Consider the following 23,384-nt stretch of genomic DNA (forward strand, 5'->3'; position numbering starts at 1 on the left):
TGCCGGCGGGGTCCGCCCGGGGTCGGCCGGGTCGGGGAGAATGGGGTGATGCGTTGGACCGTGCTCGACTCCCCGATCGGCGAGTTCTCCGTCGCCACCGATGGCACGAGCGTCTGCGGCACCCATTTCGGCCGGGTCGAGGCCGCCACCGAGGAGCCCGAGGACGCGCTGTCCCGGCAGGCGGTCGCCGAGCTGCGGGCCTACTACGCCGGCGAGTTGACCGCGTTCACCATTCCGGTGTCGATGCCGCGCGGCTCGGGCTTCGAGCGGGCCGTGTGGCGGGAGATGACGCACATTCCGTACGGCGAGACGCTGACGTACGGCGAGGTGGCACGCCGGCTCGGCGATGCCGGGGCGGCTCGGGCGGTGGGCGTGGCCTGCAACCGCAACCCGGTGCCGGTGATCGTGCCGTGTCACCGGATCGTCGGTGCGGGCGGCAAACTGGTCGGCTTCGGTGGCGGTCTGCCCCGCAAGGTCAAACTGCTGGAGTTGGAGGCCGCGGTCGCCCTGCGCCACGCCTGGTCCTGACGCTCGCGGTCGGCCGGCCCGCCGGATGTGGGACAAATCCCGACTATCAGCCGACCGGTCGATGTGGATACCTCGCCGCAACGGTCATGATCAAGCGTCGTTTCCACTTCGCGGGGGTACTCATGACCGAAAACCAGGACAAGAACGTCGGCCGGCGTCAGCTGCTGCGCCGTGCGGGCACCGTGGCCGCCGGTGTTGCCGGCACCACAGTGGTCGGTGCCGCCGCCGCCGGCTCGGCCCAGGCCGACCCTGGTCAGCCGGTGGTCCAGGCCGCGAACAACGTCGTCACGGGCGGCGGCACCACCGCCCTGGTCAACCCGGCTGGTGCGCCCACGCTGCGGTTGCAGAACACGAACACCGTGGTCGACAACAACATCAAGTTCACCGGCCCGGCGCTCCAGCTGGCGCCCAGCGGTGACCTGCTGAACGCCGAATCCCCGGTCGGCTCGATGGGCGTCGACCAGCACGGCAACTTCCAGGTGGTCTCCGTGCACAACGGTGGTAGTGCCATCACCGACTTCGTGCACACCACCGGCAACTCGAACCAGATCGTGCCGATCGTCCCGCAGCGGGTCATCGACACCCGGGACCCCGGCCTTCGCAACCGGATTGCCAACGCCTCCTCGACCACCCTGGACAGCGCGGGCCGCCTGCGTGGCGGCCAGACGATCCACGTCCTGCTTGAGGACTTCGTCTACTACGGCGACGCCCTCTTCGGCATCGTCACCGCGACGACCGCGGTCAACGCGGGCTTCCTGCAGATCTTCCCCTACGGCACCGAGCGGCCGGCGAACTTCGCGTCGCTGAACTACTCGGCCAACCAGGTCAACTCGAACGCGTTCATGTCGGGCATCGGCTGGACCGCCGACGCCGTCTCGATCTACGCGCTCCAGACCACGCACGTCGTCCTCGACGTGACGGCGTTCGTGGTCGGCTACGGCAGTGTCCGCGAGGACATCCTGCCGTACTCCGTCAACGCCGCGGCGCGAGGCGCCAAGTCGCTCGCCGACCGCAAGGCGGAGCGGGCGGCGAAGGCCAAGCAGGGCAAGCCGAGCTGGGAGTAGCTCGCTCGCCGTACCGACGGCGAGGCACCGAACGCGGCGAGGGCCGGGTCCCGACGGACCCGGCCCTCGGCCGTACCTGGTGCTCAGCGGGTCAGCGCTCGACCTCGCCGGCGATGAACTCCTCGACGGCCTGGTGGGCGTCGTGGTCGGCGTACTGCACCGGCGGGGACTTCATGAAGTACGACGAGGCCGACAGGATCGGGCCGCCGATCTTCCGGTCCAGCGCGATCTTCGCAGCCCGGACCGCGTCGATGATGACGCCGGCCGAGTTCGGCGAGTCCCACACCTCGAGCTTGAGCTCGGCGTTGAGCGGGGTGTCACCGAACGAGCGGCCCTCCAGGCGGATGTACGCCCACTTGCGGTCGTCCAGCCACGGCACGTGGTCCGACGGGCCGATGTGCACGTCGCTCTTGCTCATCTCGTGCGGGATCTGCGAGGTGACCGACTGGGTCTTCGAGATCTTCTTCGAGACCAGCCGCTTGCGCTCCAGCATGTTCATGAAGTCCATGTTGCCGCCGAAGTTGAGCTGGTACGTGCGCAGCAGCTCGACGCCGCGGTCCTCGAAGAGCTTCGCCAACGCGCGGTGCACGATGGTGGCACCGACCTGGCTCTTGATGTCGTCACCGACGATCGGCAGGCCCGCGTCGGTGAACTTCTGGGCCCACTCCGGGTCGGAGGCGATGAAGACCGGCAGGGCGTTGACGAACGCGCAACCGGCGTCGATCGCGGCCTGGGCGTAGAACTTGGCGGCCTGCTCGGAGCCGACCGGGAGGTAGCAGACGACGACGTCGACCTGCGCGTCGCGCAGCGCCTGCGCCACGTCGACGGGGGTCGCGTCCGACTCCTCGACGATCTCGCGGTAGTACTGGCCCAGACCGTCGAAGGTCGGACCGCGCTGCACGCTGATGCCGGTCGGCGGCACGTCGCAGAGCTTGATGGTGTTGTTCTCGCTGGCGACGATCGCCTCCGCGAGGTCCATGCCCACCTTCTTGGCGTCCACGTCGAACGCCGCGACAAACTCCACGGAGTTGACGTGGTAGTCGCCGAAGGCGACGTGCATGAGACCCGGGACGCGGTCGTTCGGGTCGGCATTCCGGTAGTACTCGACGCCCTGAACAAGGGACGAGGCGCAGTTACCCACACCGACGATGGCGACGCGGACGGAGCCCATAGCGTCTGCCTCCTTCTTTTCTGTCACGGCCGCTCATTCCTGGTCTCTCCAGGCGGAGGCGGGCTGTTGTCTTCTCGTCGGCCACCGGCCGTCCCGATGTTCGGGACCGTCGGGGCTCGGCCGGAGCGCTCGTTGGCGATGAGCTCCTCCAGCCAGCGGACCTCGCGCTCACAGGCGTCGAGGCCGTGGCGCTGTAGTTCCAAGGTGTAAGCGTCGAGGCGCTCGGCTGCCCGGCCCAGCACGTCACGAAGCCCTTCGCGACGCTCCTCGATCTTGCGGCGGCGACCCTCCAGAATGCGCAGGCGGGTCGCCTGGTCGGTCCGGGCGAAGAACGCGAAGTGCACCCCGAAGCCCGTGTCGTCATACGTCTCGGGCCCGGCCTGTGCGATGAGCTGGGCGAAGCGTTCCTTGCCGTCCGCGGTGATTTTGTAGACCACCCGACCTCGTCGGCTGGTCAGCGCGGGAACCTCCTCGGCAGTGGCGGGTGTCTCAGCAGCTTCGGTGATCCATCCCGCCGCCTGCAGCCTGCGCAGGGTTGGATAGAGCGAGCCGTAGCTGATCGCCGCCCGGATCGCGCCGAGTTTGGCGGTCAGCTCCTTGCGCAGCTCGTAGCCGTGCATCGGAGACTCCTGCAGGAGGCCGAGGATGGCGAACTCGAGCACTGGCCACCCTCTCTTTACCCTCCGGCGTGAAGTGGTAACCGCCGCGATGTATCGGTCCGATACATCGCACGTTAGCGGGTCACGCCAGCCAGGGCAAACCCCCGTTCCGAGACGCTGCCGTCACGGATTGTGAGCGCGGTCGCCTGGTCGGGCCGGACCGCGTACCCTTCTCCGCATGCGTACGCAGCGCCAGGTCGTCGACTACTCGCTTCAGAAGCGAGCAGTGCTGCGTGAGCTCCTGGCCGGCCGGGTCGGTACGTACGACGTCTGCGACGCATCGCCGTACCTGAAGAACGCCGCCCGGTTCCACGGAGAGCCGACCGACCGGCGCTGCCCGATCTGCCGCAGTGAAAACCTGACCCTCGTCCACTACATTTATGGCGACGAGCTCAAGCAGTCCGCCGGGCAGGCACGGACACTTACCGAGCTGCCCGTCCTGGCGATGACGCTGCGTGAGTTTCAGGTCTTCGTGGTGGAGGTGTGCCTCGGTTGTGACTGGAACCATCTCGTCGAGCAGTACCTGCTCGGCCGGGACGGTTTGACCGGCGACAGCGACGGCACCGGCGAGCAGGACGTGGCGTCCGCCGAAGGTGCGGGTCGGCGGAGGCGAGAGGCGCAACGGTGATCGCAGCTGGTTGGACCGGCCCCGGGGCCATCGACAGAACCCGGGACGGACGACCGCTCGTTGGTCCGATTGGCCCGATTGATACAGCATTGACCTCGGTGAGGCGGCACCCGCGTGCCGCCGTCCCGGGTGAATCAACTCACGGCAACCCGGTGGCGGCGCAGTCGCGCCCCACCGCGACCGGCAGGGTGTGAGGAATGAACTCGTACGGCGATCCCAGTTCTGCGCGCGGCCGGGCCCAGTACCCGGGCGCGAACGGCAACCCCGGGTCGGGCGCGGACGACGCGCACCGCAGACCCGGCGGTGACTCCCCCGGGAGTGGCTGGTCGGCCTCGGAGGGCGGCGCGGCAACCCCGGGTCGCGCCTCGGTGCCGCCGCGGGCCGCCGGTGGGCGGGCCACGGTGGGCGGTTCTGCCTCGGTGCCGCCGCGTGGCACCGCGGCCGCCGGATCGGCCTCGGTGGGTTCGGCGACCCCGGGCCGAGCAGGGCGGGCCTCGGTGCCCGTGTCCCCGGCGCCGGGTGTGGCCGCTGGTCGTGCCGGCGCGGGCCGGGCCTCGGTGCCCGTGTCCCCGGCGCCCGGAGCACCGGCAGGTCGGGCCACTGTCGGAGCCGCCTCCGTCGGAGCCGCCTCGGCGGGCCGGGCCAGCGTCGGCTCCGCGTCCGTGGGTGGCCGCGCCGCGGTGGCGCGGGCGAGCGTCTCGCCGGTCTCCGGAGGCCCCGGTGGCCCGGGTGGGCCCAACGGTCCGGGCGGACCCAACGGGCCGGGCCGGGGCGGTCGTGGCGCCGGCGGCCCGGGAGCGGCACGGGCGAAGAAGCGCAAGCGGATGAACCTGCTGATCGCCGGAGTCGCGGTCTTCATCATGCTGGCCGGTGTCGGCGTGGTCGGGTTCACCTACTACTCGACGAACGTGGTCATGCCCAACGAGTTGCCGTTGCCGCTGTCCACCACGGTGTACGCCAAGGACGGCAAGACCCCGTTGGCCAAGCTGGGCAGCGAGAACCGCACCTTCGTCACCATCAACCAGATCCCGGAGTTCGTGCAGCACGCGGTGGCGGCAGCCGAGGACCGCAACTTCTACCGGCACTCCGGCGTCGACTACAAGGGCATCGTCCGGGCCGGATGGAACAACATCTCCGGTGGCGACAAGCAGGGTGCCTCGACCATCACCCAGCAGTACGCCCGCAACGCGTTCGAGAATCTCCAGGACGACACGTACGGCCGGAAGGTGAAGGAGGCAATCCTCGCCTCCAAGCTGAACGAGAAGTACGACAAGCCAGAGATCATGCAGCACTACCTCAACGTGATCTACTTCGGCCGCGGCGCCTACGGCATCGAGGCGGCGGCACAGACGTACTTCGGCAAGTCGGCGAAGGACCTCAACGTGGCCGAGGGCGCGGTCCTCGCGGCGGTGATCAAGCAGCCGGTGGCGAGCGACACCCACAAGGGGTTCGACCCCGCGGTCAACCTTCCGGACGCCAAGGCACGGTGGGACTACGTGATCGCCGGCATGAAGAAGGAAGGCTGGGTGGACTCCCCCGGGAAGCCCGTGTCGCCGACCGAGTACCCGAAGGTGCTGGCACCGAAGAAGGGCGGGAACGGGTTCGGTGTCGACAGCCCGCGCGGCAACGTCATCAACTACGTCCGCCAGGAGATGGACGCGATGGGCCTCTGCTCCGACACCGGCGCGGAGGGCAAGACGAGCTGCGTGGACGCGCTGCGCGACGGCGGCTACCGGATCACCACCACCATCGACCCCAAGTTGCAGACCGCCGCGGAAAACACGGCGATGCAGTCGAAGAAGGGCTCCGAGCTCAACGACCAGCCGAAGAACCTGATGGCGGCGGTGGTGTCGATCGACCCGTCGAAGGGCCGCGTGCTCGCCTACTACGGCGGTGACAGCGGCGCCGACTTCGACTACGCCGGCAAGAACACCGACAAGAACGGCGACCTGACCGGTGGGCACCAGCCGGGCTCGTCGATGAAGGTGTACACGCTGGCCGCCGCGATCGAGGCAGGCATCTCGGTCAAGTCGCACTGGGACCCCACGCCGTACAAGCCCGAGGGTTCCGACGTCGCGATCGGCAACGCCGGCCGCACCAACCTCAAGTGCGGCAAGTACTGCACCCTCGAAGAGTCGACGATCCAGTCGTACAACGTGCCCTTCTACTGGGTTGCCGACAAGATCGGCGCGGACAAGGTCGTCGACATGGCCCGGAAGGCCGGCGTGACCACCATGTGGGGCGTCGACCCGCCGCAGGCCTTCGACCTGTCGAAGAAGGGTCCGAACCCCTTCGACAACTACACCGGTTTCGGCAAGTACCCGCTCACCGTGTTCGACCACGCCAACGCCATGGCGACGTTCGCCAACGACGGCAAGTACATCAAGGCCCACTTCGTCATCAAGGTGGAGCAGCAGGACAAGAACACCGGCAAGTGGAAGGTCGTCGGCAGCGAGCGCATCAAGGTGGAGCCGCGGATCCCCAAGAAGGTGACCGACGAGGTGACCGGTGTCCTGAAGCAGATCCCTCGCCCCAACGACATCTCCCTGGAGAACGGCCGCCAGGCCGCCGCCAAGACCGGCACCTGGGAGTACGACAAGGACGACAACTCGCACGCCTGGACGGTCGGCTACACCCCGCAGAACGCCACAGCGGTGTGGGTGGGCAGCCGCGACCCGAAGAAGCCGCAGATCCGGCTCGCCAGCGGCAAGGATGTCGGCGGCTCGAACCTTCCCGGCCCGATCTGGGAAAAGTACATGAACTTCGCCCTCAAGGGCCTGGAGGAGATCCCCCTGCCCAACGTCACCGGCGAGGGTGACGTCACGAAGGGCAACGGCAAGGAGCCGCCGCCGGCCATCCCGGGTCTGCCGGGTCAGCCGGGCGGCCCTCCCTGTGACCCGCTGACCGACCCGTTCTGCACGGTTGGTAACCCGGGCGGTAATCCCGGTGGGCCTGGCGGGCCCGGTGGACCTGGCGGACCCGGTGGACCCGGCGGGCCAGGTGGTGGGCCCGGTGGCGGCGGCGGTGGAGTGCTGCCCGGCCTACCGCCCAACCAGGACTGACCCGCAGCTCCGCACGACGCCGCCGTCGGCCGGACGACCTGTCCGGCCGGCGGCGGCGTTTTCGTACCCAGATCTCTCCGCGTCGGGACGGGACGGGTGCCCCCGTTATACGGCAGGATGCCTTTTCATGAGCACCCAGTCGACGCCCGGCATCGACGACGCCGGCACCACCGACCACCCGTCCCGCTCCGACGGGTTCGTCCGCGGCCTCTCCGGTGCGATCGGCGGCCCGCTGGGCGACCACGCGACCTCGCTGGACCGGCCGGTCGGCCAGGAGCGGCGGTTCTGGACCGCCGTCCGGATCGTGCTGGCCCTGGTCTGCCTGACCCTCGCGCTGCACTGGGTGCAGAAGTCGCCCTGCCAGGACGGCGCCTGGCAGAACAACGTCCAGTACACCCGGTTCTGCTACACCGACGTCCTCGCCCTCTACTACGCCGAAGGGCTCAACGAGGGCAAGGTGCCCTACCGTGACCACCCGGTCGAGTACCCGGTGCTGACCGGCTACTTCATGGGCGCGCTGGGCCTGCCGGTGCACGCGGTCGGTGAGGGCGATCCGGGCATCAACCAGGGCCAGTGGTTCTACAACCTCAACGCGCTGGTGCTGGGCTCGCTCGCGGTGGCCACAGTGGCGGTGATCCTCGCGCTGCGCCGCAGACGACCCTGGGACGCCGCGTTGTTCGCACTCGCCCCGGCGTTGGTGCTCACCGCCACCGTCAACTGGGATCTGCTGGCCATCGGGCTGGCCGCCTTCGGCCTGCTGGCCTGGGCCCGAAAACGACCGGCGGTCGCCGGCGTGCTGCTCGGGCTGGCCGGCGCGGCCAAGCTGTGGCCGTTGTTCCTGCTCGGGCCGATCCTCGTACTCGCGTTGCGGGCCAACCGGCTCCGTGCCGCGCTCACCGCCACCGGTACGGCGATCGCCGCCGTGGTGCTGGTGAACCTGCCCGCCGCGCGGGCGTACCCGGACAACTGGGACCGATTCTTCGAGCTGAACACCACGCGGCCGATCGACTGGGGCACGTTCTGGTATATCGGGCGTTACCTGGACGGCAAGGTGGGCAACGACCCCGCCCGGCCCGGCCCGTTCGAGTGGCTGAACGGCAACATCCCCACCCTCAACACCCTCTCGTACGCGCTGTTCGGGCTGGCCTGCCTCGGCGTGGCCGTGCTGGCGCTGCGGGCACCACGCCGCCCACGGCTGGGCCAGCTCGCCTTCCTGGTGGTCGCGGCGTTCCTCATCTTCAGCAAGGTCTGGTCACAGCAGTTCGTGCTGTGGCTCCTGCCGCTGGTGGTGCTGGCCCGCCCCAAGTGGGGGGCCTTCCTGGCCTGGCAGATCGCCGAGGTCTGCTACTTCGTCGCCTTCTACGGTGAACTGCTCGGCGCGGCGACCAGCCGCCCGGTCTTCCCCGAGGGGGTGTTCGTGCTGGCCTCGACGTTGCGGCTGACCACCGTTGTGGTGCTCTGTGTGCTGGTCATCCAGGAGATCCGGCACCCCGAGCGGGACGCCGTGCGGGCCACCTATCCGGACGACCCGGACGGTGGCGTCCTCGACGGCGCACCAGATGCGCCGTGGCTGGATCGCTGGCGCCGCCGCGCACCGACCACCGAGCCCGAGCCCGAACCCGCCCCCACCACGTGATCCAGCGGTCCCGCGTCAGAGCCGGTAGACGACGGCGTCCCCGACCTCCTGGCGGGTGATGCCGAGCGACTCGACAGGTGCGTCGATGGTGATCTCCCACGGCGTGCCGGGCACCCGGTCGCGCAGCAGCACCACCGTCCGGACGCCGAGCGTGCGCAAATAGTCGATGCTTGTCTGGTTGGGGAACGCCTGGCTCACCCGACGGACGTCGTCAAGCTGACGTGGCGTGAAGCCACTGCCGCCGTTGACCACGTCGGGGAACCCACTCGTCGACCAGAGCATCACGTGCTGGTCCAGGTTCTGGCTGCTGGGCAGCACCAGCAGGGGCCCCTCGACCGTACGCATCGCGGCCGGCTGTCTCGGCACCACCGGGTGCGGGGTGTTGTTCAGGCCCTCCACGGTGACCAACAGCAGCGGCAGCAACGTGGCCATCCGCAGCCACGGCCCCGGCCACGACGGGATGCGCTGCGCGGTCAACTCGCGGACCCGGTCGGTGAGCGCGGTGACCGCTCCCGCCGCGAGCAGACCAAGCAACAACGTGGTCCACAGCATCAACCGACCGGGGGTACGCAGAGCACTCCAGCCCGGCACGTGCTCGAAGAGCGGTACGTAGGTGAAGGTGCCGTCGAAGAAGCGGGTGCCCATCGCGAAGGCCATCGTCACCAGCACCCCGGCGAGCAGCAGCAGTCGGTGCCGCAGCCGCCAAGCCGAGAAGAACAGCCCACCCAGGGCGAGCGCGTAGAGCACGTAGCCCGGCAACAGGGTCATCTCCGGGTGCCACGGCAGTGCCGCGCGGGCGCCCTCGTGCAGTCCACCCCAGATCCACGACTCGGCGGGCGCCGTCACGAAACCCGACGCCGGCGGCGAGAAGATGCTGACGTCGTCGATGGTGCGTTCGGCATACGGATGCAGCTCGGTCACCCGGAAGAACGGAAACGCCATCAGCAGACCCACACCGGCGAACAGCAACCCGCCGAGCAGGTCGGCGAGGAGCAGCCGGCGACCGAACGGTACGGCCTGACGGGTGCGCAGCCGCCGCGCGTAGAAGAGGACGACGGCGACCAGCACCGCGACGCCGAGGAAGTACGCGAACGGCAGCCCGATGCCGAAGCCGAGGCTGAGCTGCCAGGCCGCCACCAGCCAACCGCCGTAGACCCAGCCGTCGTGCCGGCGTTCGGGTCGGTAACCGTGCCGCAGTGACCAACCGTGCCCGCGCGCCAACATCGCCAGCGCCAGCGGAATCCCGCCGTTGGAGAGCACGTGCAGGTGCCCGGCCTGGGACAACAACCATGGCGCGTAGGTGTAGGTGACCCCGGCGACGGCGGCACCGATCCGGCCGGCACCGAGCTGTCGGGCCAGGGCGTACGCCCCGAACGTGGCGAGCGCGTGCGCCAGCACGAACATGATGTTGTAGCGCAGGACCGCGTCCTCGGGACCGCTGCCGAGCATCCCCGCCGGGGCGTACCCGAGCAGGGTGTCGGAGAACGCGAAGCTCCACAGCTCGGGGAAGAACGTGTTGGACTGCCACAGGCGCGCCGGATCGGCCAGCAGGATGTGCCCCGACCAGGCCATCTGCCAGGCTTGCAGGCTCGGATCCCAGTAGTCCTGCGGGAGTGTGTAGCGCGGGTAGCGCAGCGTCGGCCAGGTCATCAGCACGGCCAGCGCCAGCGCGCCGAGGGCGGCCAGGGTCCACTCGTGGATCAGGAATCGGCCCACGGCCCGGCCGGATCGGGTGAGGATGGACGGTTTCGGCTCCGGAGCGGAGGCGAACGCCTCCCAACGATCCGGGTCAGCCGGCTTCGTCTCGCCACCGGTCTGTGCCGGGCCGTTGGCGTCGCTCGGCTTCGCACTCTCGACCGCGCCGTCCTTGGTCGGGTCGTCCTTGGCCGCGCCGTCCTTGACCGGGTCATCGACCTTGACGGCGTCTGCCTTGGTGTCGTCGACCTTGGTCGGGTCGCTGTTCTTGGCCGGGTCATCGACCTTGACGGCACCGGCCGTGGCGCTGTCCCCCTTGGCCGCTTTGCCGCGCTTGGTCAGGCGGCTGATCCAGCCCCGCTTCGGTGCGTCCGTGCCGGTGACGTCCCGGGCCGTACCGCTGGTTTTGGTCGCGTCGCTGGTTTCGCCCGTGCCGCTGGTTTTGGTCGCGTCGCTGGTTTCGCCCGTGCCGCTGGCTTCGGCCGAGTCGCTGGCCTTGCCCGTACCGCCGGTCCTGGCCGCGTCGTTCTTCGCGGGACCGGGCTCGATGTCACCGGTGGCGGCGCTGGCACCCGTGGATCTGCCGTTCGTCGCCGCCGCGGGCTTCGTGTCGTCTGTCGATCGCGGAGGCCGCTCCCCGGGGCTTTTCTCAGTCGTCGGCGCCGATGCCTCGGCGGAGCCGGGCGCCTTGTCGGTGCCCGAGCTGTCGGCCGGCCGGGTCGGGCTGCCCGCCGGGGACGCGGTGGCGGGTTGGTTCTCGGCTTCCGCGTCGGCGGGGGCGGGCCGGGCCGCACCGGTCCCGGGCTGTCCGGTCGTCATGCTGCCCGGCTCGCCGTCCCGAGCTGCTGACGGAGAAAGTCGATGTCGGCGGCCTGACCGGCCACACCTCCCGGTGTCTCGACCACCACCGGTGCCCCGGCCGCCCGAATGACCGCCACCACCAGTTCCGGGTCGATGGTCCCGCCGCCCAGGTTGTCGTGCCGGTCCTGGCCGGAGTTGAACGCGCCCTTGGAGTTGTTGGCGTGGATCAGGTCGATCCGGCCGGTGATCGCCTTGACCCGGTCGACGAGCCCGAGCAGGTCCTCACCGCCCGCGAACGCGTGGCAGGTGTCCAGGCAGAAGCCGACCTCGTGGTCACCGATGGCGTCCCAGAGCCGCGCCAGCGCGTCCAGTCGACGGGCGCACGCGTTGTCGCCCCCGGCGGTGTTCTCGATCAGAACCGGCACGCCGAAGCCGCCGGAGTCGGCGGCGTACGCGAAGGTCTTGCGCCAGTTGTCGAAGCCGACGGCCAGGTCGTCCCCGGCGTTGACGTGCCCGCCGTGGACGATCACGCCCTTGGCGCCGATGGCGGCGGCCGCGTTGGCATGCCCGAGCAGCAGCTTTCGGCTCGGGATCCGGATGCGGTTGTTGAGGGTCGCCACGTTGATGACGTACGGCGCGTGCACGTAGAGGTCGACCTCGGCCGCGCGCAGTAGTGCGGCGTCCTCCCGAGGCTTGGGCGCCTTCCACCCCTGAGGGTCGGAGAGGAAGAACTGCACGGTGTCGGCGGACCGGGCGGCCGCCTCCGCCAGCGGGTCGGTCGAGTCGACGTGGGCTCCGATACGCATGCGAGCGAGCCTACGTCGCGACCCTGACTGTCGCTGCGACGGTCGGGACGGTGTCGCGGCCGGCCGCACGTCACCGCCTGGACCGACGGTCGTTGATGGGATTGAACCGGCGACCAGTGCCCCGGTCCGGTGGCGGCGCGGGCGCCGCGTAGGGCAACCGGGGTCGACGGCCGACAGCGAGGTTGCCTCCGCCATGCGGCCCGGCGCGGCGGGGGCGGCCCTCCACACGCCGGCTCTCGACCGATGAAGAATCTCGGAAATTTGTACTTTTTCCTCCGACAAGGTACGAGTCCTGTTGTATCGTCAGATAACAACACGATAAAGCTCCGCGGGGCGTCTCCAGTCCAACCTCATCGGTGTGGTCGTTCCTCCCCAGGTCCCACCCAAGGAATGCGGACGGGACGCCCCGCGGCCTCGTTGGACGGGGGTCCACCACCGATCGCTACACGGTCGGGCGGTGGACCCCCGTCAGCGCGTCCGGGTGCTGACCCGACCGCCCCGGGCATGATCCTTCGGACCGGGTATCCTGGTCAGGTTGTCCGCGTCCGGCCGGGTTCCCTCGGCGCGTGCGGGCAGCGACACAAGACCTCCTGCCACGGAAGGACCGTGGCCGCTTAGCCCACAGGAGGTGAGCACGTCTTGCGTCACTACGAACTCATGGTCATCCTCGACTCCAGCCTCGAGGAACGCACCGTCGCACCGTCGCTCGACACGTACCTGAACGTGATTCGGACCGCGGGTGGCTCGGTTGAGAAGACCGACGTGTGGGGCCGCCGGCGCCTCGCGTACGAGATCAACAAGAAGGCCGAGGGCATCTACGCCGTCATCGACCTGCAGGCCACGCCTGCTGCGGTGGCCGAGCTGGACCGTCAGTTGCGCCTCAACGAGTCCGTGCTGCGCACCAAGGTCATCCGACCGGAAATGCGCTAGAGCATCCAACCCCGGTTCGTCCGGATCAGCCTCCGTGACTCTGTCGTACGGCTCTGCGAGCCTGTACGACGAGACGCTGAGTGCGCGAGGAGATGGTCATGGCAGGAGACACCACCATCACGGTCATCGGCAATCTGACCGATGACCCCGAGTTGCGGTTCACCCCCTCCGGGGCTGCGGTCGCCAAGTTCCGAGTCGCTTCGACGCCCCGTTTCATGGACAAGGCGTCGAACGAATGGAAGGACGGCGAGCCGCTGTTCCTCGCATGCACCGTGTGGCGGCAGGCCGCCGAGCACGTCGCCGAGTCGCTGCAGCGTGGCGCCCGGGTGATCGTGTCGGGCCGGCTGCGTCAGCGGTCGTACGAGACCCGCGAGGGTGAGAAGCGCACCGTCATCGAGCTTGAGGTCGACGAGATCGGCCCGTCGCTGCGCTACGCCACGGCGAAGGTGCAGAAGATGTCCCGCTCCGGCGGCGGTGGCGGCGGCTTCGGTGGCGGCGGTGGCGGTGGCAACCAGGGCGGCGGCGGAGGCAACTTCGACGACCCCTGGGCCTCGGCAGCTCCCTCTCCCGCGCGTGCCGGTTCGGGCGCCAATTTTGATGAGGAGCCACCGTTCTAATGGCGCCTAGCGCTCGCGATCGCAAACCAGGAGCACGTGCAACGGCCAAGGCTGCGGCACTGCGCAAGCCCAAGAAGAAGGTGAACCCGCTCGACAAGGACGGGATCGCCTACATCGATTACAAGGACACCGCGCTGCTGCGCAAGTTCATCTCCGATCGCGGCAAGATCCGCGCTCGTCGGGTGACCGGCGTGACCTCGCAGCAGCAGCGGCAGATCGCCCGTGCGGTCAAGAACGCCCGTGAGATGGCGCTCCTGCCCTACACGGCCACCACCCGCTGAGAGGAGGCACCGATATGAAGATCATCCTGACTCAGGAAGTGTCCGGCCTCGGTGCCCCGGGCGACGTCGTCGAGGTCAAGGACGGCTACGGCCGTAACTACCTGCTGCCGCAGGGCTTCGCGATCGCCTGGACCAAGGGCGCGGAAAAGCAGGTCACGGTCATCAAGCGGGCCCGTGGGGCCCGCGAGATCCGCGACCTCGACCACGCCAACGAGGTCAAGGCTCAGCTCGAGGGTCTCAAGGTCAACCTGAAGGTCCGCGCCGGCGACGGCGGACGGCTCTTCGGCTCGGTCACCCCGGCCGAGATCGTCGACGCCGTCAAGGCGGCCAGCGGCCCGGTCCTCGACCGGCGTCGGCTGGAGGTGCCCGGTCACATCAAGTCGACCGGCACCTACCCGGTGAAGATCAAGCTTCACCCCGAGGTGACCGCGTCGTTCAACCTGAACGTCCTTCAGGGCTGACGTCCGCAACACCACCACGAGGGCCCGCACCGAGCAGTCGGTGCGGGCCCTCGTGCGTACACCATCGGCCTCTGCTCACGGCCTCGCCACCGGTACGGCTGACGATCATCTCGCGCAGCAGCGGCGAGAAGGCCAGGGCCGCCGGCTACCGCGCTTGCCGGCGAACCCCACCCGGCGCAGCCTCGCCCCGCCGGCCGGTCACCCGATCGGTTGACCGGTCACCGCGCTGATCAGCACCGTGGAGAGGCCGCCGCCCACCACCGCGGCGGCGAGCGCGATGGTGGCCGAACGCCACGTCGTGCCCACCCGGCGCAGCAGCGCCGCCACCACCAGACTGCTCACCAACGCCAACCCGAAGCGCGGCGAGCCGGCCAGCAGCGACTCCAACGCGCGGGACCGGGGCGAATCGCACCCACCCCCGCTGATGTCGGTCACACAACCAGCCGGCGCCTGACTGTCCAACGTCAACAGCCACACGAAGATCAGAACCGCCGGCGTCAGATAACAGGCGGCCGTGTACAGCAACGGCCGGAAGGGCCCACCCGGATCCGGGTCGAGCAGATCGTCCTCCAGGCGGCGAGCCCAGGCACCCGTGGCCGCCGACTCGACCCGACGCCGCACCGACGCCGCACCGACCGCCGCCCGGTCCGCCCGACGCCGTGGCGCAGCCCGAGGGGGCACCGGCGCACTGCGCGGCCGAGGAGCCGTGTAGCCCACCACCGGCGAGCGAGGCGCCGACGGCAGCGGATCCGTCCATCTGGGGTCATCGCCCGCCAGCCGAGTGCCGGACCAGAACCCGTCGTCCCGCGTCGGCCAGTCCTCCGCCGTGGCAGCCCGGTCGGAGCGCGGCGGCAGCGCACGTTCCCACTGGTCGTCCTCGATCGCGGACCGCTCCCACTGGCCGGTGCGGTCGGACCGCTCCCATCCACCGACGCCATCCACCGCCGACCACTGCTCGCTCAGATCCGTGCCGTCGGCACCGGACGGCCACGCGTGCACGCCCGAGGAATCCCACGGATCGACCGCCGGCGGGTACGACGGCTCGGGCTCGGCCACCCGATCCGACCCACGCGCCCACGGGTCGGCAGCCGGCCGGGACCACGACTCCTCCGCCGCACGCCGGCTGCGCCTGGTGGGGCGGCTCACGTCCGGCACCGGCTCGCTCGGAGCGGGCTCCAGATCCCCGCCGGACCAGATCACCTGGGGACGGCCAGCGGGCGCACGGCGGGGACGGCGGTCCGTGACAGCGCCGGAGACCGGCTCGTCCTCCCCGGCGTCCGCGCGTCGACGCCCGGCGTACCCCTGCTCCTGCGGACGGTCGAGCGTCCACTCCCGGGTGTGGTCCGACTCCGGGGCCGCACCGATCGCCGCCTGCTCCCGCCAACTCGTCCCACTGCCCCGCTGTCGACTGCCCGACGACTCGATGGCCCGCCGGCCGGCACCGGAAGTCGGCCGCTCAGGCTCGCGTTCGGGCTCGTCCTCGTCCGGTGCCGCGTGGCGACCGCCGCCGTCGGCGTGCCGAACACCCGACTCCAGCGCCCACCGGGGCAGGTAGGCGTCGACGGGCTCGTCCTGGCCGCGGTCCAACGCACGCCGCCGGCTGGACGTCCGGTAGCGGCCGTCCTCGTCGTACGGCTCAACCGGAAGAGACGCCGCGCGCTCACCCCACGAGGCGGTCGGCTGGCGCTCGCGCGGGCTGCCATCCCCGCGTCCCCAGTCCCGGTAACTCACGGCCGGAGTGTGACCCTTCTGAACCGAAAGCGGAATCCGCTGTCCAGGTGTAGCCGTTCGCTGGAGATAGTACGGGACGATCGTGTCACAGACCCGACCGAAATATTCTCCTCCACAGGCTGGGGAGCATGTCTTCGCAGGTCAACGAGCTAAGGCCGAGAATTCCCCAGTGGTTATCCACAGGCTGTGCACACACTGCGCACACCATGTCGACCGGCATCCACAGGTTGTCCCGAGGCTCGTCCACCGGCGTTGTTGAGTCTCTGACCTCGGGGTCCGTATGGTTGGCCCCCGACCGCCGGCGCGATGGCCCCCGATCGACCGGCCCGGTCGGACGGAAGTGTCAGACCCCAGCGGTAGAGCTGGAACAGATCCGACGCAGTGGAGGGGGAACCCGTGTCGGTCACCGACGACATGCGGGCGGAGTCACGGTCCGGTGGCGGCCAACCACCCGCGCCACGAGACGGCCAGTTCGACAAGACCCCACCGCAGGACGTCGCCGCGGAGCAGTGCGTCCTGGGCGGCATGCTGCTCTCCAAGGACGCCATCGCCGACGTCGTCGAGATCCTCAAGACCAACGACTTCTACCGGCCGGTGCACGCCACCATCTTCGACATCATCCTCGACATCTACGGCCGGGGTGAGCCGGCCGACTCGATCACGGTCGCGGCGGCGCTCGCCGACTCTGGCGACCTGGTCCGCATCGGCGGCGCGCCCTACCTGCACACCCTCATCGCCAGCGTGCCCACCGCCGCGAACGCGGCCTACTACGCGCGCATCGTCAGCGAGCGCGCGGTGCTGCGCCGGCTGGTCGAGGCCGGCACCAAGATCGTGCAACTGGGCTACGGCACCGCCAGCGGCGGCAGTCGCGACGTCGACGACGTCGTGGACCTCGCCCAGCAGGCCGTCTACGACGTCACCGAACGGCGGGTCAGCGAGGACTTCGCGATCCTGGCCGACATGTTGCAGCCGACCCTTGACGAGATCGAGGCGGTGGGCGCGCAGGGCGGCATGATGACCGGCGTGCCGACCGGCTTCAGCGACCTGGATCGACTGCTCAACGGCCTGCACGCTGGACAGCTGATCATCGTGGCTGGAAGGCCCGGTCTGGGAAAGGCGCTCGCGCTCGACACCCCGCTGCCGACGCCGGACGGCTGGACCACGATGGGTGAGGTACAGGTCGGTGACCGGCTCATCGGCGCGAACGGCCATCCCACCACTGTCACCCATGCCTTCGAGGTGCGTCACGACCGTCCTTGTTACGAGGTCGAGTTCTCCGACGGGTCCATCCTCGTGGCGGACGCCGAGCATCTGTGGAAGACCACCACCCGAGCGAGCCGCAGAGCGGGCGACGACAGGCGTCGCAACCAATGGCGCCCGGAGACCGTTGAACGGCTGCGCACCGCCGCCACGACCGCCTCGACCACTGACACCGTCACCATCAACGAGTTGGCCAGCACGATCGGCGCAGAGCTCGTGCACACAGCCCAAAGGGTCGCCCGTGAGTTGCCGCGGGAGGCTTCCTCCTCGATGCGCGGCAGGCCGGGGAAACGTCCGGCGCGTGCGTATCCCACCCGTGCGCTCCCTGGAAGATTGCTCTACCGGGTTGAGCGCTGGACCGCTGACCCCGGTGACAGCATGCAGCCGGGGGTCGTGACGACCGAGCAGATTCGGGCGACGCTGCGCACGGAGACGGCAGATCGTCGCCTCAATCATGCGGTTACGAACGCGGCCCCTCTCAGCCTTCCCGATCGACTCCTCCCGATCCCGCCGTACACGCTCGGGGCGTGGTTGGGTGACGGCAGCAGCGCCGACAGCCAGATCACGACCGTTGACCCCGGTATCCTGCGGCGTATCGAAGAGGATGGCTTCGAGGTCAGGCAATCAGGCGCTGTCTCGACCCTCTACACGATCCTGCCCAGAAAGTGCCCGGTCTGCGACTGGCGTCGAAACGGCTGCGCGGCCTGCGGGAACCGCCCTTCCTCCCTGGTGCGAAGTCTGCGAGAGTCGGGAGTGCTGAACTTCAAGCACATACCCGATGCCTACCTGCGCGCGTCTGAAGGGCAGCGCCGAGCCCTGCTCGCAGGGCTGCTCGACACCGACGGAACTGTCACTGACACGGGAAATGCGCAATTCACCACCACCTCGGAGCGACTGGCCGCCGGTGTGTATGAGCTGATCGTCAGTCTGGGATACCGCTGCTCGATCAGTCGCAGAGCGGTCGACGGGCGCAAGCCGGAGACGTCGGTCGCATACAACGTGAACTTCACGACCAGGGATGAGGTCTTCGGGCTTGCCCGGAAGCGGGAACTGCACGCGGCACGACGGCGGGGGGAAGGCACCGCCCGATCCGGAACCCGCTTCATCGTGGACGTCCGGGCGGTTCCGAGTGTGCCGGTGCGATGCGTGACTGTTGATAACGACGATCACCTGTACCTGGCCGGCCGGGCCATGATCCCGACGCACAACAGCACGGCGAGCATGGACTTCGCCCGCAATGCTGCTATCCGCGCCAACCAGGCTGCCGCGATCTTCTCGCTGGAAATGAGCAAGGTCGAGATCGTCATGCGGCTGCTCTCCGCCGAGGCGCGGGTGCCACTGCACGTGCTGCGCAGCGGTCAGCTCTCCGACGACGACTGGACCAAGCTGGCCCGGTGCATGGGTGAGATCAGTGAGGCGCCGCTCTTCGTCGACGACACGCCGAGCATGAACCTGATGGAGATCCGGGCCAAGGCCAGACGGTTGAAGCAGCGGCACGACCTCAAAATGATCGTGGTCGACTATCTGCAGCTGATGACCTCACCGAAGCGCACCGAGAGCCGCCAGCAGGAGGTCGCCGACCTGTCCCGTGGCCTGAAGCTGTTGGCCAAGGAGGTGGAGTGCCCGGTGATCGCGGTCAGTCAGCTCAACCGTGGCCCCGAGCAGCGCACCGACAAGCGGCCCCAGCTGTCCGATTTGCGTGAATCGGGGTCAATTGAGCAAGATGCCGACGTAGTCATCCTGCTGCATCGTGACGACTACTACGACAAGGAGTCGCCTCGGGCCGGCGAAGCGGATTTCATAATTGCCAAGCATCGGAATGGACCCACCGATACCGTAACTGTCGCGGCGCAACTGCATCTCTCGCGATTCGTGGACATGGCAATCGGATGAGCAGAACGGATTCCCGTCTATCTGCGGCGCAAATCGAAGCTGCCGTGCAGCGTGCAGAAAATGGCGAAAGCCTTACTAGGATCGCCAGCGAGCACGGCGTCAGCCGGCAGGCGATCCGTGGCCTGCGGCGGCGTGGGGTGCCGGCTCGTTCAGTGGCCAAGCTGACCGAGTTGGAGCGGGCGGAGGCCGTTAGGCAATACTCCGAAGGCCTTCCCCTGTCCGAGGTTGCGAAAAATTTCGGGCTCTCGGTGCCTGGGATGCGAGGCTTACTGGTTCGGCGTGGCGTACAGATCCGAAGGACGGTTCACACACTTCGGCACGACGCATTCGACGTACTGACGCCGGAGGCTTGCTACTGGCTGGGGTTCCTCTTCGCGGACGGCTGCGTGACGTACCGCGCTGACCACCTCCCGCAGATTTCCGTGGGCCTCGCCCAGCGGGACCGTGACCATCTTGTCGCGCTGCGTACGTTCCTGGGTTCGAGCAGTAGCATCTCAGCGCCGAGCCCCACGCACGGATCGTGCCAGTTCTCCGTGCGCTCGGATCGCCTGGCGGAGCGTCTGGTCGCTCTGGGGAGATACCAAGGCCCGATCGGCGACCGATTAGATGAGTCGCGTGATTTCTGGCGCGGCGTTGTCGACGGAGATGGCTCGATTGGCAGCTATCTCCGACCGGGTCGGAGTCTGTCGAAATTCTCGCAGTTTAGGTTGGTGGGCAGTCAACGTCTACTAGAGGCGTTTGCTGCCTTCCTCAGAAGCCATGGGATTAACGGTCTCTCTGTCCGGCCGCACAAGTCGATCTATACGATCGGAACAACATGTGGGCCTGCTGAGAAGATAATCGCCTTGCTCTATGCGGGGGCGACGGTTGCGTTGGCCCGCAAGGCGGAGACCGCGAAGAACATCCTGGGCTGAAGGCCAGCTTTGCTTACCCGAGCAGTGGGAACCAGCCCGCCGACTCACCCAGCTCCAGCCGGTCCCGATCGGTCAGCGGGACGCGCCCGGTGGCCTTCAGCAGGAAGTCCTGGTCGTCCCACGCGGTAGGCCGCACCGTGTCGTCGCTGAGCAGGCCGTCCATGGTCGCCACCGCGACACCCAAGGCCAGCGGACCGGGCAGCGGTGCGTCGGGCAGGGCCGGGGTCAGGTCCAGGTGGTGGATGACCGCCTCGGTGGTCAGGGTGGCGAGGAAGTCCGGTACGCGCAGCACGTGCCCCTGCGTGGTCACGTACCCCTCGGGATTTGCTGACCTGGCGGCGCGAACCGCCGCCGGGGCGGTGTCGCGCCAGAGCCGGACGATCCCGCTCGGACTGTCGAACGCGGCGGCCGATCGGCGCACCCACCAGGCGTGCCGGGTGCTCGCTTCGTCGTCGGCGGGGAAGTCGCGCCAGTAGCTGACGTCGTCGACGTCGGCCGGCCCGTCGGCGGGGCTGGCCAGTGCGACAAGCGCACGCTGGGCGTCGCCGAGCACGTGCAGGAGCAGGTCCGCGACGAGCCAGCCCTGGCAGCGGGTGGCTCGTTGCAGGCCGGCGTCGTCCAGGTCGACGACCACTGCGGTGATCCCGTCGTACGCCTGGGCCAGCGCCTCGTCCGCTCGGATCGTGGTCATGCGATTCAGCCTCGCATGGACCATCCCGCCCGCCAACCGGCGAGCTGCTGCCCGGGTCGACGCGTGATCGACCCGGGCGGGTTGTCGGCTTGGCTCAGCCGAACATCTCGTCGAGGAAGCCCTTGCGCTTCTTCTGCCGGTAGTGCCCGTGGTAGCCGTGGTGCTGCTGCTGGTGGCCGTAGGCCGGCGCCGGCGGGTAGCCGGGCGGGGGCGGCGGCGGGACAGCACCGTATCCGGGCTGGTGCGGAGGCGGGGGCGGCGGCGGGTAGCCGGCCGGCTGGTGGCTGGGTTGCTGCGGCGCACCACCGGTCTGTTGGCGGCTCCAGTTGGCCTCCGCCTCGAACAGCTTCTCCAACTCGCCGCGGTCCAGGAAGATGCCGCGGCACTCCCCGCACTGGTCGATCACGACGCCGCTGCGCTCGTACTGACGCATTTCTCCGTGACACTTGGGACAGGTGAGACTACTCATCGCCCGACGGTACCTGGTCGACCTAAGCGGTTGCTGTGAGCGCCTCGCTGACCTCTGCGTCGGAGACCTCGTGGAAGTCGTCGTAGTAGACGCTCACGGCGCCGAACTCGGGTGGGCGTTGGGCACAGATGACCTGGTCCGCCTCGGCGGCGAGCAGTTCGTACGCCTCCTGTGCGCCGACCGGGACGGCCACCACGACCCGGTGTGCCCCGAGTCGGCGGGCGACCTCCACGGCGGCGCGGGCGGTCGCGCCGGTGGCCAGGCCGTCGTCGATGATCACGGCGGTCCGTCCGGTGAGGTCCACCTCGGCGCGGCCACCTCGGTAGAGCCGCTCCCGACGGGCCAGTTCGGTCTGCTCCCGTTGGCTGACCTCGGCGATGTCGTCGTCGCTGAGTCGGCTGGCCACCGCGTCGTTGAGCACCTGAACACCGCCCGGCCCGAGCGCGCCGAAGGCGACCTCCCGGGCCCACGGCATGCCGAGTTTGCGGACGACAAGCACGTCCAGTGGTGCGCCGAGTCGTTCGGCGACGACCCGGGCGACCGGTACGCCGCCACGGACGAGGCCGAGGACGACCACGTCCGGGTCGCCGACGAGTGCGGTGAGCCGCTCGGCGAGCACCCGGCCCGCGTCGGCCCGGTTGCGGTACGTCGTCATGCCTTCAGGTCTACGCCCTGGCGGGCCGTTCCACCCGGCAGTTACGCCGATGCGGTCCGACCGGCCAGCTCGGGGACCGGCGTGGCAGTCGGGGGGACCGGGCGGTGCAGGGCGGGTGCCCAGGTGAGCAGGGCCATCGGGTAGAGCAGGTAACCGAAGCGCGTCGAGGGCATCAGGGCGATGGCGGCGAGTAGCCCGTACCCGCAGATCAGCGCCGTGGCGACGGCGGTGCGGGGCGGGCGGCGGGCGAGCCGGACGGCGATGGCCACACCGGCGGCGACAAGCAGCGCGGCGGCGACGACCCGGCCGGCGGGTAGTGCGTTGGCGATCAGGTAGCCGGGAAAGGGGGACTGTGCGGGGCTGGTGACCAGGCCGTGGCCGAGGGGGAAGCGCAGCACGTTCTCGGTCAGCGCGTCGTGGTCGACGAGCATCGCCGGCAGCAGGGCCGCGACGGGCAGGCCGATCGCGCCGGCGGCGACCCGGGTGCCGGCGCGTCGGGTCAGGCCCCAGACGATCAGGACGAGCGCGACCGGCCAGGCGAAGAGCTTCAGCGCGCCGGCGAGCCCGACCGCGAGGCCGGCGCGGCCGGGTCGGTCGGTGGCGGCCAGCGCGAGGGCCAGCAGGCAGAGCGCGAGTACGGGTAGGTCGTCGCCGCCGGTGGCGAGGGTGAGGGCGCAGACGGGCAGGACGGTGGCGGCCTGCACCCCGCGCAGCAGCGCGGCGTCCGGTCGGTGGCCCCTGTCGGTCTGGCCGTCGGCGGCCGGTGGCCTGCGCAGGGCGGCGACGGCCAGGGCGAGCGCCAGTGCGGTGCCCACCGCGAACCAGACCCGGGAATCGGTCCACCAGGTGTCGGCAAGTGCTCTGGGCAGGCCGAACATCGCCATGCCGGGCTGGTACGGGGTGTAGCCCAGCAGTTGTTCGCCGGGGGGTAGGGCGGCTATCGCGTCGTGTCCGAGGTAGGGCGTGCCGTGTTCCAGGAGGCGGGTGCCGGCGTGTTCCACGACAAGCACCTCCTCCTGTGCGCGGTCGGTGCGCCCGCTGGCCCGCTCGATGCTCTGCCAGAGCAGGGGCAGCAGTGCGGTGCTCGCCCAGGTGAGGCCGGTGATCGCCCAGCGGGCGCGTAGACCGACGAGCGGTGCGGTGGGATGGTGCCGACGCAGCAGGAGTTGGGTGATCACCACAAGCGTCGCGGCCAGGTACCCGACGGCGGCGACCGCCCCCCAGGCCCGGTGCGGCGACAGGGCCGACGTGACAGCGGTGATCGCGGCGAAGATGGTCGAGACGGCGTAGAGGCCGAGGTCGAGGGCGAGTCCGTCGGCGGCGGTGTCGAGCGTGCGCCAGTGCCAGGGGCGTCGGCGGGCGGTCGGGGCGTCGGCGGTCACGCGAGCCAGTCTGGCAGACCGGGCCGTACCTGCACCGGACCGCGTCGGGC

Annotated in this window: 20 protein-coding genes; 11 read left to right on the forward strand and 9 right to left on the reverse strand. The window is 69.6% G+C overall.

Annotation, left to right across the window (positions count from 1 at the left end):
• Positions 1 to 48: 48 nt before the first annotated feature.
• Positions 49 to 528: a methylated-DNA--[protein]-cysteine S-methyltransferase gene (locus ACGFIW_RS29455; protein ID WP_393322512.1), complete on the forward strand. Its 480-nt coding sequence runs from the start codon at positions 49 to 51 to the stop codon at positions 526 to 528.
• Positions 529 to 650: 122 nt separating this feature from the next.
• On the forward strand, positions 651 to 1,592 hold the full coding sequence (locus ACGFIW_RS29460; protein WP_393322515.1) for a hypothetical protein: 942 nt from the start codon (positions 651 to 653) through the stop codon (positions 1,590 to 1,592).
• A gap of 91 nt (positions 1,593 to 1,683) precedes the next feature.
• Here ACGFIW_RS29460 and ACGFIW_RS29465 read toward each other — a convergent pair whose 3' ends face one another.
• Together ACGFIW_RS29465 and ACGFIW_RS29470 are read right to left on the reverse strand one after the other, a co-directional pair.
• The gene (locus tag ACGFIW_RS29465) at positions 1,684 to 2,763 is read right to left on the reverse strand and encodes an inositol-3-phosphate synthase (RefSeq protein ID WP_357066083.1); all 1,080 of its coding nucleotides are present in this window, start codon (positions 2,761 to 2,763) and stop codon (positions 1,684 to 1,686) included.
• Positions 2,764 to 2,786: 23 nt separating this feature from the next.
• On the reverse strand, positions 2,787 to 3,425 hold the full coding sequence (locus tag ACGFIW_RS29470; RefSeq protein WP_357066080.1) for a PadR family transcriptional regulator: 639 nt from the start codon (positions 3,423 to 3,425) through the stop codon (positions 2,787 to 2,789).
• A gap of 175 nt (positions 3,426 to 3,600) precedes the next feature.
• Here ACGFIW_RS29470 and ACGFIW_RS29475 point away from each other — a divergent pair, with 175 nt between their 5' ends.
• The 3 genes from ACGFIW_RS29475 (at position 3,601) to ACGFIW_RS29485 (ending at position 8,748) form a co-directional block, all read left to right on the forward strand.
• Positions 3,601 to 4,050 carry a DUF5318 domain-containing protein gene (locus ACGFIW_RS29475; RefSeq protein WP_357109786.1) on the forward strand — a complete coding sequence of 150 codons (450 nt, stop codon included), beginning with the start codon at positions 3,601 to 3,603 and terminating at the stop codon, positions 4,048 to 4,050.
• 197 nt (positions 4,051 to 4,247) lie between these two features.
• A complete protein-coding gene (locus ACGFIW_RS29480) occupies positions 4,248 to 7,112 on the forward strand; it encodes a transglycosylase domain-containing protein (RefSeq protein WP_393322519.1) in 2,865 nt (954 codons plus the stop codon).
• Between the two features lie 127 nt (positions 7,113 to 7,239).
• The gene (locus tag ACGFIW_RS29485) at positions 7,240 to 8,748 is read left to right on the forward strand and encodes a glycosyltransferase family 87 protein (RefSeq protein WP_393322522.1); all 1,509 of its coding nucleotides are present in this window, start codon (positions 7,240 to 7,242) and stop codon (positions 8,746 to 8,748) included.
• 15 nt (positions 8,749 to 8,763) lie between these two features.
• On the opposite strand, the gene ACGFIW_RS29490 is transcribed toward ACGFIW_RS29485, so the two are convergent.
• Together ACGFIW_RS29490 and ACGFIW_RS29495 are read right to left on the reverse strand one after the other, a co-directional pair.
• The gene (locus ACGFIW_RS29490; RefSeq protein WP_393322525.1) at positions 8,764 to 11,262 is read right to left on the reverse strand and encodes a hypothetical protein; all 2,499 of its coding nucleotides are present in this window, start codon (positions 11,260 to 11,262) and stop codon (positions 8,764 to 8,766) included.
• Positions 11,259 to 12,050 carry a deoxyribonuclease IV gene (locus ACGFIW_RS29495; protein ID WP_393322528.1) on the reverse strand — a complete coding sequence of 264 codons (792 nt, stop codon included), beginning with the start codon at positions 12,048 to 12,050 and terminating at the stop codon, positions 11,259 to 11,261. Before ACGFIW_RS29495 ends, ACGFIW_RS29490 begins: the two co-directional genes overlap by 4 nt.
• Before the next feature lie 639 nt (positions 12,051 to 12,689).
• Between ACGFIW_RS29495 and rpsF the strand changes: the two genes are divergently transcribed.
• From rpsF to rplI, 4 genes are all read left to right on the forward strand, one after another.
• Positions 12,690 to 12,980, forward strand: a complete 291-nt coding sequence (gene rpsF, locus ACGFIW_RS29500; RefSeq protein ID WP_036391391.1) for a 30S ribosomal protein S6 — start codon at positions 12,690 to 12,692, stop codon at positions 12,978 to 12,980.
• 80 nt (positions 12,981 to 13,060) lie between these two features.
• The gene (locus tag ACGFIW_RS29505) at positions 13,061 to 13,597 is read left to right on the forward strand and encodes a single-stranded DNA-binding protein (protein ID WP_181518404.1); all 537 of its coding nucleotides are present in this window, start codon (positions 13,061 to 13,063) and stop codon (positions 13,595 to 13,597) included.
• Positions 13,597 to 13,878 carry a 30S ribosomal protein S18 gene (gene rpsR / locus ACGFIW_RS29510; RefSeq protein ID WP_051723758.1) on the forward strand — a complete coding sequence of 94 codons (282 nt, stop codon included), beginning with the start codon at positions 13,597 to 13,599 and terminating at the stop codon, positions 13,876 to 13,878. Before ACGFIW_RS29505 ends, rpsR begins: the two co-directional genes overlap by 1 nt.
• 14 nt (positions 13,879 to 13,892) lie before the next feature.
• Positions 13,893 to 14,339: a 50S ribosomal protein L9 gene (gene rplI, locus ACGFIW_RS29515; RefSeq protein WP_393322531.1), complete on the forward strand. Its 447-nt coding sequence runs from the start codon at positions 13,893 to 13,895 to the stop codon at positions 14,337 to 14,339.
• A gap of 198 nt (positions 14,340 to 14,537) precedes the next feature.
• Here the strand turns inward: rplI and ACGFIW_RS29520 are convergent, their stop codons facing one another.
• Positions 14,538 to 16,070: a hypothetical protein gene (locus ACGFIW_RS29520; protein WP_393322534.1), complete on the reverse strand. Its 1,533-nt coding sequence runs from the start codon at positions 16,068 to 16,070 to the stop codon at positions 14,538 to 14,540.
• A 381-nt stretch (positions 16,071 to 16,451) separates the two neighbouring features.
• Here ACGFIW_RS29520 and dnaB point away from each other — a divergent pair, with 381 nt between their 5' ends.
• Together dnaB and ACGFIW_RS29530 are read left to right on the forward strand one after the other, a co-directional pair.
• Positions 16,452 to 19,223, forward strand: a complete 2,772-nt coding sequence (dnaB, locus tag ACGFIW_RS29525; RefSeq protein WP_393322537.1) for a replicative DNA helicase — start codon at positions 16,452 to 16,454, stop codon at positions 19,221 to 19,223.
• Positions 19,220 to 20,137, forward strand: a complete 918-nt coding sequence (locus ACGFIW_RS29530; RefSeq protein WP_393322540.1) for a hypothetical protein — start codon at positions 19,220 to 19,222, stop codon at positions 20,135 to 20,137. Before dnaB ends, ACGFIW_RS29530 begins: the two co-directional genes overlap by 4 nt.
• Positions 20,138 to 20,150: 13 nt before the next feature.
• Here ACGFIW_RS29530 and ACGFIW_RS29535 read toward each other — a convergent pair whose 3' ends face one another.
• The 4 genes from ACGFIW_RS29535 to ACGFIW_RS29550 all read right to left on the reverse strand — a co-directional run bounded on the left by ACGFIW_RS29535 (position 20,151) and on the right by ACGFIW_RS29550 (position 23,334).
• The gene (locus tag ACGFIW_RS29535; protein WP_393322543.1) at positions 20,151 to 20,828 is read right to left on the reverse strand and encodes a maleylpyruvate isomerase N-terminal domain-containing protein; all 678 of its coding nucleotides are present in this window, start codon (positions 20,826 to 20,828) and stop codon (positions 20,151 to 20,153) included.
• A 94-nt stretch (positions 20,829 to 20,922) separates the two neighbouring features.
• Complete coding sequence (locus tag ACGFIW_RS29540) at positions 20,923 to 21,297, reverse strand: zf-TFIIB domain-containing protein (RefSeq protein WP_393322546.1); 375 nt, start codon at positions 21,295 to 21,297, stop codon at positions 20,923 to 20,925.
• Positions 21,298 to 21,319: 22 nt separating this feature from the next.
• A complete protein-coding gene (locus tag ACGFIW_RS29545; RefSeq protein ID WP_393322549.1) occupies positions 21,320 to 21,952 on the reverse strand; it encodes a phosphoribosyltransferase in 633 nt (210 codons plus the stop codon).
• A 41-nt stretch (positions 21,953 to 21,993) separates the two neighbouring features.
• Positions 21,994 to 23,334, reverse strand: a complete 1,341-nt coding sequence (locus tag ACGFIW_RS29550) for a glycosyltransferase family 87 protein (protein WP_393322552.1) — start codon at positions 23,332 to 23,334, stop codon at positions 21,994 to 21,996.
• Between the last annotated feature and the right edge of the window lie 50 nt (positions 23,335 to 23,384).

It is taken from the genome of Micromonospora sp. NPDC048935 (genome assembly GCF_043197875.1).
GTDB lineage: Bacteria > Actinomycetota > Actinomycetes > Mycobacteriales > Micromonosporaceae > Micromonospora.